The organism is Paenibacillus sp. 598K (genome assembly GCF_003851045.1).
Lineage (GTDB): Bacteria > Bacillota > Bacilli > Paenibacillales > Paenibacillaceae > Paenibacillus_D.
Genome location: NZ_BFBX01000035.1, coordinates 39,742 through 49,132, shown reverse-complemented (window position 1 = coordinate 49,132; position 9,391 = coordinate 39,742). Strand labels below are relative to the sequence as shown.

The window sequence follows — 9,391 nt, the reverse complement described above, 5'->3', positions numbered from 1 at the left end:
CCGCCGAGCCGTCGCTCGCCGAAGCCCGATCAAGGGCGGTCGGACGGCTGCCCCTGTGTCCCTCGCGGCGTGTCCCTCTCGGCCGATTCGCTCGCCGCTCCCGCCGAGCCGCCGACCTCTCCGCTTGATGTCCCGGGCATGCCGCCGACCTCTCCGCTCGCGCTGACGGCTGCGCGGCCGCGGCCAGTGATCCGGTAGCGCGTGCCGCTCAGTTGCTCGTGCCATAGCTGACGCTGGTGGTTGAACAGGCAGCGCATCACATGGACGAAGACGACGATGTCGAGCGCCAGCGTCCCGAGCGGCAGGATGAGCTGCAAGATGGACGCCGGCAAGGAGGCGACATAGGGCATCAGGACGAAGTTCCATCCCAGGAAGCCGTACAGCAGCAACTGACGTCCGCCGACCTCGCGCAGCTGCAGCCGCTCGCCCTGTCCGGCGATGGCGATCCGCACCAGCGCGCGACCGAGCGTGCGGCCGTTCGTCCAGTACGGGATCAGCACCTGATACGCCATGACGAGCAGGAGACCGACCGGTGTGCCTAGCAGCAGGCTGCCGACGGCGAAGATGGGCAGCATCACCATGCCGTCTACGCCGAGGGCGATCGCCCGCCGCGTGTAGCTGACGCGCTTGGTCGACAGATCGAGCGAGGCGTCCAGCTTATCCATGCGCGGCAGCTTGACGGCGAGCAGTTGGGCGACCAGATAGCCGACCATGCCCCCTAATGTATTGGTCATCAGATCGTCGACGTCGAACAGTCGGTACGGATGGTCGAAGTAGCCGTAGATGCCCGTCACCTGCGTCACCTCGAAGAACAGCGACAGTGCGAGCGACGCAGCCAGGCAGCTGAACCACCGCATTCGGAAGTAGTAGCGCATGAACATCCCAAATGGCACCGTCAGCAGGATGTTGAACAGCACCTGCAGCACCGCGCGTTCTTTGAGGAAGTAAATGTACTGGCTGGGACGATTCAGGTCGACGTTCGTCTCCTTCAAGATATCCTCGATGAAGGTGAACGGGATGAGCTGCATCAGATGCTCGGCGGCGGGCGGCGCATTGTGCCGCGACTCCGGCATCGGCAGCAGGATCAGGTAGACGGCATTCATCAGGTAGAGCAGGAACAAATAGAGCAAAAATCCCCGCCATTTGTTCACATATCCATGCCGCCGATACTGCACGATCAGGAATGGCAGCGTGAACAGCATGGCGGCGATCGGGAAGGTCAGGAATGCCGTCTGGACCGGCGATAAATAAGGCTGAAGCATCTAACGGCGCCTCCTTTTGAAGAGAATAGTAGGTGTGTATGTGTAAGCGATCCTGCGATCTATGTAATAGTCGGCGAACAACTGCAAAAATACCTTTATTCGTAGCGAGAATTGCGGGATCGGCGTGTTTAAGTGCAAAAATACATTTAAATCGACCATGTACTGCTGTTCCGTACGATTTCCTTAAAAACAACTGCATTTTTGCAGTTATTCTCACTATAAACCCCACTTTGGGCTGAAATAAGTGTACAATTGCAGTTAGCGAATCGAAAAACAGAAACTAGCGACAGGGACCAGCATTTATTCTTCCTGAAACTGATCATTTCATAGGTAAAGCTGTTGATGCTGGTGAAATAAAGGCTGGTTCTGTCTACTTAGACGCTCTGTCGCAACATCGATTTTTGCATCTGATCACACAAAGGGCGATTGAGATGACCGGGATCGTAACAATTAGCATCGACACGACCGGTCGAAATGTTGGTGCAATGAAAGCCATTGATTCGTCTATATCCCAGCTTACCCCAAGCCGTGGAAAATGAAAACCGACGAAAGTCTAAGGAGAGGATGATCCGAATGAGTCAACGCGTATCGAAAACTTGGCTGCTGGCGCGGCTCTATGAAGCAGATATCGTCATCGCCGACTGCCGCTTCCAGCTCGGCAAGCCGGATGCGGGCCGGGAGGCATATGAGGCGGGACATATCCCGCGCGCGGTCTATCTTGATCTGGAGCGGGATCTCTCGGGGCCTATCGAGGCGCATGGCGGGCGACATCCGCTGCCCGATGCTCAGCAGCTCATCGAGCGGCTGCGCCGTGCCGGGATTGGCCGCGACTCGCGGGTCGTCGCCTATGATGATCAGGGCGGAGCGATGGCGTCGCGTCTATGGTGGCTGCTGCGCTACCTCGGACATGAGCAGGTATATGTGATGGAGGAGGGCTACTCGGCGTGGGCGGCAGCGGGCTTCCCGGTGACGACGGAGCAGCCGGTCGTCATCCCCTCCGACTTCGCGGGGCAGCCGCGGCCGGAGCTGTTGGCGGACGTCGAAGCAGTCCGTCAGGCGTCGCAGAGCGGCGCGCCGACGCTGATCGATTCACGTGAGCCGCGGCGCTACGCCGGGCTGGAGGAGCCGATCGACCGCAAGGCCGGTCATATCCCCGGCGCACGCAATTTCTTCTGGAAGCAGGCGCTCGACGAGCAGAACCGCTGGCTGAGCGAGGAGGAGCTGCAGGCGCACTTCGCTGGTCTCGAACCCGAGCAGGAGATCATCGTCTACTGCGGATCAGGCGTCACCGCCTGCCCCAATGTACTGGCACTGACAGAGGCGGGCTTCCGCAACGTGCGGTTGTATGCGGGGAGCTGGAGTGATTGGATTTCTTACAGTGAGAATCCGATCGCAACAGGAGAAGAATAAGAGCCTAGAGGCCACGTCGGACGCGGGTTTGGGGGCTGTGACAGGTTGCCATTGTGCAGGCTGTTGCGGCCCTCTTTGGGCTATTCTGTCAACAGCTTGCAAACAAGAGGTCGAGGAAAACAGTTGCAGGAACCCCGGAGCCAGCCACAGCGGAATGGTCGCGTCAGGTTGCTGTTGAAGTGGGCATATAAATCGCTCCTCTCAAAATGGATGCAAAAAAGCCGCCAAAGGATGGCGGCGAACGGTATATTCATGAAAATTATAAAATCAGCAAATCCAAGCGGACAAGATGGAACAGATCAACTCTATCAGGGATGATCTGCAATAAACAAATCCTCTGCGTCATAATCAAACAATGGGAATTCTTTGGGATGCAACGATACAGGAGGATTGTCTTTCTCCCATTGAACGGTAGCCTCTAAAGCTTCAGCTAGCGTATAGAGTTCCTTATAATCTAGCTCTTCTTGAATGCGTGTAGTATCCATAATCCAATTCTGCTTTGTTTGTAAGTTTTGATTTACCAGTTGCTTCGGCAATTCAGATTTCATAACTGAATGGACTTTGACACTCCACTTCATAACATCGGCGATAGCATTGATCCATTCATGTTCGTTATACGCAAACGCATCACCAACATTATATATCCTATTAGCCGCATGATTATTAATCGAAGCTACTGTAATCGCATGCGCTACATTTCCCACATAGCCGCGCGTTGCACGCCAGTTAGAAAATGATTCGTCCAGAACAAGAAAAGAACGGCTATCAAGACTACGTTTCACATACTTAAAGAGACGATGTGAAGGATCACCGGGGCCATAAACCATTGGAAGCCGCAGGACAGTGCCCGGCAAATCGACGGGCTGACTTAGGACGACTTGTTCTACCTTTATTTTCTCATAGTCGCCTCCGTATGGGTACATTATATGGCGCAAAGGAGAATCTTCTCTGAGGGGCATAGGTAGAGGGGGGGTGTCCTCTAACCCAAGAATAATCCCGTAAGCTTGATAAACATCCATACTGCTTAAAACAACGATCCGTTTGGCTATCCCAGCGAAAACATTCATTGCTAGCCGAGCATCCTGTTCTGTATAGGCAATCATATGTATAACAACATCTGGGTTAAACCGTTCAAATTCAGACCTATAGCTCGCCAAGTCTTTTGTGTCGCCTGAAATTTGAGTAATACCGGGAAGGCTTGATGGTGTGTTACCCCTGTTAAATAGAGCAATCGTATGTCCCAACTCATATAGCTCATTAATAGCAAAGGGGCCAATGAAGCCGGTACCACCGATAACGAGAATTTTCAATGCAACCACTCCCCTCGTAAACAATATGTGTAATTATAACATTTTTGAGAATCAATAAACGTAGAGAAATTTCAGTATTCAACAATCATTCAACAACTTGCAAACAGCCCCCTCCGTCCACTCTTCCAGCCCATCCATCCCTTCGGCCAATCACTTTACTTCACTTTGCCTTTCCGTGGTGATCCTTTCGGCTTGACTCAGCCACAGGTGGATGGATTCCCTCGGCTCAATCGGTATTGTCGTCCGAGCCCCGTCGTCTACAGGCCGCTTGCTCCCAAAGCGCTCCCAAGCGTCGCGAAGGGGGATCGTTGCACATAGGCGCTGGCGTATCCTCCGAGGCATTCCCAGAGCGTGGACCGGAACCCCCGCCTGCTGAACTTGGAACCCTCGGAGCATAGGGGTTCGTGGGGGGATAAGAAGCTGGAGTGATTGGATTAGCTATGAGGGGAATCCGGTGGCGGGAGAAGAATAAGAGCCGGGAGACCGCGTCGGACGCGGGTTTGGGGGCTGTGGCAGGCTAGGAGCAAGATGCCTGTCGCAGCCCTTTTTGGCGTTCCAATATTAACGGAATTGTACAAGGGTATCATCCAAGTCAAGCTTGGGTGATACCCTTGGGTCATATGAAAACCATTATTAACTTAGCATAAGATGTGTTGATGCGAGCAGTTCACCGATATCGCTGACGTTATGACTCCAATATCTTTCTCGCGACGGTTGTTAAGTCATGGATATCGATGATACCGTCTTTGTTCACGTCACCAGCTTTGAATTTATCCCAGTCGCTGTCGGTCGACTTCTTGCCATACCCGGCTGCTACAATCGCCAAATCTCCGACGCTTACTTTGTCGTCACCGTTGACATCGACGGAGATCCTGGATGATTCGAAGGCTGTGATGGCCAAAGTTAAGTCGGCTGCAGCTTGATCGATCTGCTGTTGAGTTGCCTGGGCTTGATCAGCAACGGCTTGGGCTTTATCGATCGCCGCTTGGAGCAAGGCTTTCGATCCTGTTATATATTGACCGTGAGCCGTGCCTTCGACTGCGGCGTCAACCTTCGACTGCGCGGAGCTAATTAACGTATGGAGGGCTGCCTTATCGACAGGTTCAACCATGACGTCGAATGTGAGGGTAGATCCGGGAACTTGCAATTCCTGACCTTGACCGTTGGCTAGGATCACATTGTCCACCGCTACTGCAGTCTCAACGGGTGCAGTGATTGGTTTGGCAACGAATGTGAGATCAAGGAAATTGCCATTGGCCGGAATGACTTTGTCTTCACCAAGTGCGGCTACCAGGAATCTAATTTTCCCAGGAGACACCTCTTTCGAATCTAGAACGACCAGACCTTCGGTCAGTGATTGAGCTTCTACGAATGTCAGCACATTTGGATCAAACTGTATCGTCAGATCTTGCCCAAATATTTTTTGGAAATCACTATCGTTCACTGCGCTTATGTTGAAGTTTACATGAAATGACGTACCGGATACAACAGAAGCCGGACCGGTTAAATACGCTCCTTTTTGTTCAATCCCCAGGTAGGCCTCAGGATTGGACACAGCGAAGAAAGCGTCTTTAGGGGAGAAATCACTGTTCCAAAGTAGTGGATTGTGACCTCTTCTCCAACTCTGACTGTCGTTAAGACCCCAGAATGTAACGCGGTCGATATGAGCGGCGTATTTCTTATAGATTTGGAAGTATTCTGCGAAAAGCTCTGCCTGGATCACTTCAATCTCGGAGCCGTTGGTTACACCACGATTAATCCAGTAATTCCGCTCTTGCTCGGTACCATTCGAAGCGATGATGTGTTCAATCCCGCGATCTCTCAAATCCATGTAATCTCTAGTTGGCTCACCGTTATACGGGAACCAAGCAAACAAATCAAGCTCGCTAATCCCAATATCGACTCCAGCGGACAGGAGATTAAGGATGCCGTTTTCCACGCTGGAAGGTGGGGTATCCATAATGTAATTGTGGGATTGCATACCCACGCCCTCGATTAATTGGCGCGGATCATTTGGATACTCTTTTTTGTACCGCTCGTTGAGTTCTTTAGTCATCATCGCGACCAGCTTCGATTTGCCATCTTGATACAAATTAAAGTCATTGTAGAATAACTTGGCGTCCGTATATTTACGGGAAAACACGAATGCATCATAGAGAAAGTCGCTCGGATCTTGGTTTTCTGACATGTCTCTGCTGTAGGACTTATACCATCCGCTCTGGTTTCCTTTGCGAAGGTAATCTTTCCAGTTGGCGTCTGCCGGAATGCTTGGCGCTCCATCGACGAACGCTTCGTTGACGACATCCCAACTTGCGACTACACCAGGATAGTAGGTGTCGAAGTGCTCGACTACGGTTTTGATATAGCGCTCCATATTTTCTCTGGCCTGTGTCCTTGTGTAGTTGCCACTAGTACCGCCATTAACCCAGCTTGGTGTTTGTCCATGCCACACCAGCACGTGTCCATGCACCGTGATATCTTTTTCTTGTGCTTCTCTGACCATTTGGTCGGAGGCGTGGTTCGATCCCTCGAAAATTCTAAACGTACCCGCTGTTCCAGCGTTTCCAGTAGAAAGGCTCTCGGGCTTCATTACATTTTCTGCCGAGATAGAGTTGAAGTGGGTAGATGTCAACAATCCGCGAGGATTATTCGGATTTAAGTTACCCGCTCCGCTATAAATGTTGCCTATTTCAAAGTAGTCCTGATAGGTTTTCCACAGGGATTCAGAACCGCTTCGAACTTTCAGGGCTGCAATACGTGTGTCTAAAGTTTGGAGTGCAGCGTTAATTTCGTCCGATGTGGCGTTTGGATCGTCAAGGAGAGCCTTTACTTTTACGTATTCCATTTTGGCCAGTCGATAGGTGGCAGGGGTAAAAGCATTCTCATCAAGCGCCTCGAACCTTTTGACGACCGTCTGCGGAGCGGTATCCTCCGTGTTTGCCGAGGCCTGCATCGCGAATGTCCCCATCAGAAGAGTAACAACCAAATAAATGAATAATAGCTTTTTCGTTTTTTTTATGAAACCATCCCTTCTTTTAACAGGCTTGTTGTATTGATGATCAGTCTAAAATCCAATACATACGATGGTTGCGCTTACATTATTGCTCGTGTTAATCATGAGAGCACTCGTACGCATGTCAAAAGCAAAGCTCTCCTTTTGAGAATAACGACAGGGTTCCAACCGGTATTTCATCTGCTGCAAAGGTTGAAGGGATACCGAATATTAATCCATTGCATCGCCTCTTTCGGTTTTTTTTCGTTGTAGTACCGATTTAATATAGCAGAAATATCGTGCATAAAATGTAAAATGATGTCTAGAAAAAAGTACTATTTTTTTGCGTTTTATCGCTAAAATAGTACAAGTTGACAAGATGGTTCATCCCTCGCTTCATGAACAGTGGGAGCGTTTTCTCCTGAGGTCTACGCTGGCTGCTGTGTAACCATTTTCAGAACCTAATCTACAGCTGGAGCGACTGAATCAGCTACGAGGACAATCCGGTGGCGACGGAGGAAGAATAACATAGCGTAGATGAGTTAAGAACCCGCGAAGAGCGCGGGCTTTTTAGCGTTGCACCCCTATTTTTCATTCAAGGAACAACCCAATCCCCTTTGAATTTCGGAGGGTTTACCATTCTTATGATTGGGATGGCCTTTGCACTCGCGGTATTATTATAAACGGTCCGGAGCAATAGTGTTGCTGCCCCGAGATGGCTTAGTGCTATAATCAAAGAGAGCAGTTACTGGAATTGGTAAGCGTACAATAGATGCAATAAGAGAGATACTGAGGCACCTTATCACATCATTTGGGAGTGGTTAAATTGGAACCAAAATGGCTCGAGTGGGCGAAACAGCTACAGTCTATTGCGCAAGCGGGGTTAACTTATTCAAAAGATCAATATGATTTAGAGCGGTTTCAGCAAATACGCGATATCAGTGTAGAAATCATGTCGGCGTACACAGATACGGACATGAAAGAAATTATCGGCTTGTTTGCAAATGAAAATGGTTATGCTACACCAAAGGTTGATATAAGAGCGGTCGTGTTTAAAAATGGGCAAATTCTAATGGTGAGAGAAACGATAGATGGGAAATGGGCCTTGCCAGGAGGGTGGGCGGATATTGGGTTATCCCCGCGCGAAGTGGCTGTGAAAGAAGTGAAAGAAGAATCAGGTTTTGACGTGAGGGCATTAAGATTATTAGCTGTCCATGATAAAAAGTGTCACCCGCATCCTCCTTCGCCCTATCATGTATATAAGCTTTTTATTCTGTGTGAAATCGTTGGTGGGCAGGCCGCTTCAGGGATAGAAACAAGCGATGTGAAGTTCTTTGGCGAGAATGAATTACCTGAACTGTCTGAAGAACGGAATACGGAATCCCAGATAAGAATGGCTTTTCGCTTAAAAGACGAAACGCAAGTGGAATGCGATTAGATGAATACATCACCGTGTGAATGATGGGCGCGGTGATGTATTTTTGTCCTTTGCCCGCGCGCTCGTCACGACTAGTCGAGCCCCAATACCTCCCCTCTGTCCTGCATTTCTTTTGCAACCTCCCGCGGTATTTCCCTGATCTTGATATCGGCCCCCAAAAAAAGCAGCCAGTTTGCAATCTCATTTAATTCATCCGCATGATAAACATCGAGGAATGCCTTGAGGAGCGCCGTGGTTTGATATGGATTCGTGTAGGAAATCGTCATTTTTAGCGGATGATACTTTTTGAACTGAGCAATCGCCTTGGGACCAAGCTCGACGACCAGGTTGATGGCTTCTTCCTGTTTGCTTAGCTGTTCCGCGATCAATTTCTTGCTCATTCTTTTTCTTTCGGGGGATGGTTTGACATCGGTGAGACTGTCGACGGGAATCATCCGTCTCTTTTTCTCAGCCAGGTCGAAGCCCTCAATTTGCCAAGCGCTTTTTTCGCGGTACAAGCGCATGAGATAGATGGGGTAAGATTTGTTTTCCCCGGCTTCTGCGACAGCAACCGTCAGGTAGCGATCATCAAGAAGGACCTGGATGAGTTGCTCTAGCATCGGATGAGGCAGATCTGACAGGTCAAGCAAGTCAGGATTATGGGGGTTGGTGCCTTCGAATAGCAGAATCTGATTTAAAAGCACAAGATCATCTTGCTGGTTTTGGGAGATGAGACCAAGCAATTTCTCCGCCAACGAGTGGCGGCTTTTGAGGTAAGGAAGCTGCAGATTGCGCGTGGCCATGAAAGCGATAAAAAGCGCCTTGATCTCATTATCGGTAAAGCGGACTGTGGGCAGGACGGAATTGCTCATCACAAAGTAGCCCCCGTCCCTCCCGACTTCAGCGACCAGCGGCATGCCCATCGCTTCAATTTCCCGGATGTCCCGAATCGCCGTCGAGCGGGAGATGTGGATTCCGGTTGTAGAGAAGTAGAAATAAA

The 9,391-nt window shown here is 50.4% G+C and carries 5 protein-coding genes and 1 pseudogene; 2 read left to right on the top strand and 4 right to left on the bottom strand.

Annotated features, from left to right (window positions below; all coding sequences use genetic code 11):
- Positions 1–29: 29 nt before the first annotated feature.
- Positions 30–1,262: a VanZ family protein gene (locus PA598K_RS12685; RefSeq protein WP_128657325.1), complete on the bottom strand. Its 1,233-nt coding sequence runs from the start codon at positions 1,260–1,262 to the stop codon at positions 30–32.
- A gap of 573 nt (positions 1,263–1,835) precedes the next feature.
- Between PA598K_RS12685 and PA598K_RS12680 the strand changes: the two genes are divergently transcribed.
- Entirely contained in the window at positions 1,836–2,672 is an 837-nt protein-coding gene (locus PA598K_RS12680; RefSeq protein ID WP_128657324.1) for a sulfurtransferase, read from the top strand.
- A gap of 308 nt (positions 2,673–2,980) precedes the next feature.
- Here PA598K_RS12680 and PA598K_RS12675 read toward each other — a convergent pair whose 3' ends face one another.
- Positions 2,981–3,982: an NAD-dependent epimerase/dehydratase family protein gene (locus PA598K_RS12675; protein ID WP_185601895.1), complete on the bottom strand. Its 1,002-nt coding sequence runs from the start codon at positions 3,980–3,982 to the stop codon at positions 2,981–2,983.
- A gap of 685 nt (positions 3,983–4,667) precedes the next feature.
- A complete protein-coding gene (locus PA598K_RS12670; RefSeq protein WP_185601893.1) occupies positions 4,668–6,935 on the bottom strand; it encodes an endo-1,4-beta-xylanase in 2,268 nt (755 codons plus the stop codon).
- Positions 6,936–7,800: 865 nt separating this feature from the next.
- On the opposite strand from PA598K_RS12670, the gene PA598K_RS12665 reads away from it, so the two are divergent.
- The gene (locus PA598K_RS12665) at positions 7,801–8,412 is read left to right on the top strand and encodes an NUDIX hydrolase (protein ID WP_128657321.1); all 612 of its coding nucleotides are present in this window, start codon (positions 7,801–7,803) and stop codon (positions 8,410–8,412) included.
- Positions 8,413–8,483: 71 nt separating this feature from the next.
- Here PA598K_RS12665 and PA598K_RS12660 read toward each other — a convergent pair.
- Positions 8,484–9,362 (bottom strand): annotated as a pseudogene (locus tag PA598K_RS12660) (helix-turn-helix transcriptional regulator); the annotation flags it as partial.
- Between the last annotated feature and the right edge of the window lie 29 nt (positions 9,363–9,391).

Excerpts from the sequence above, each read along its gene's own strand:
- PA598K_RS12670 (WP_185601893.1), bottom strand. The coding sequence starts at position 6,935 with ATGCAGGCCTCGGCAAACACGGAGGATACCGCTCCGCAGACGGTCGTC.
- PA598K_RS12685 (WP_128657325.1), bottom strand. The coding sequence starts at position 1,262 with ATGCTTCAGCCTTATTTATCGCCGGTCCAGACGGCATTCCTGACCTTC.
- PA598K_RS12680 (WP_128657324.1), top strand. The coding sequence starts at position 1,836 with ATGAGTCAACGCGTATCGAAAACTTGGCTGCTGGCGCGGCTCTATGAA.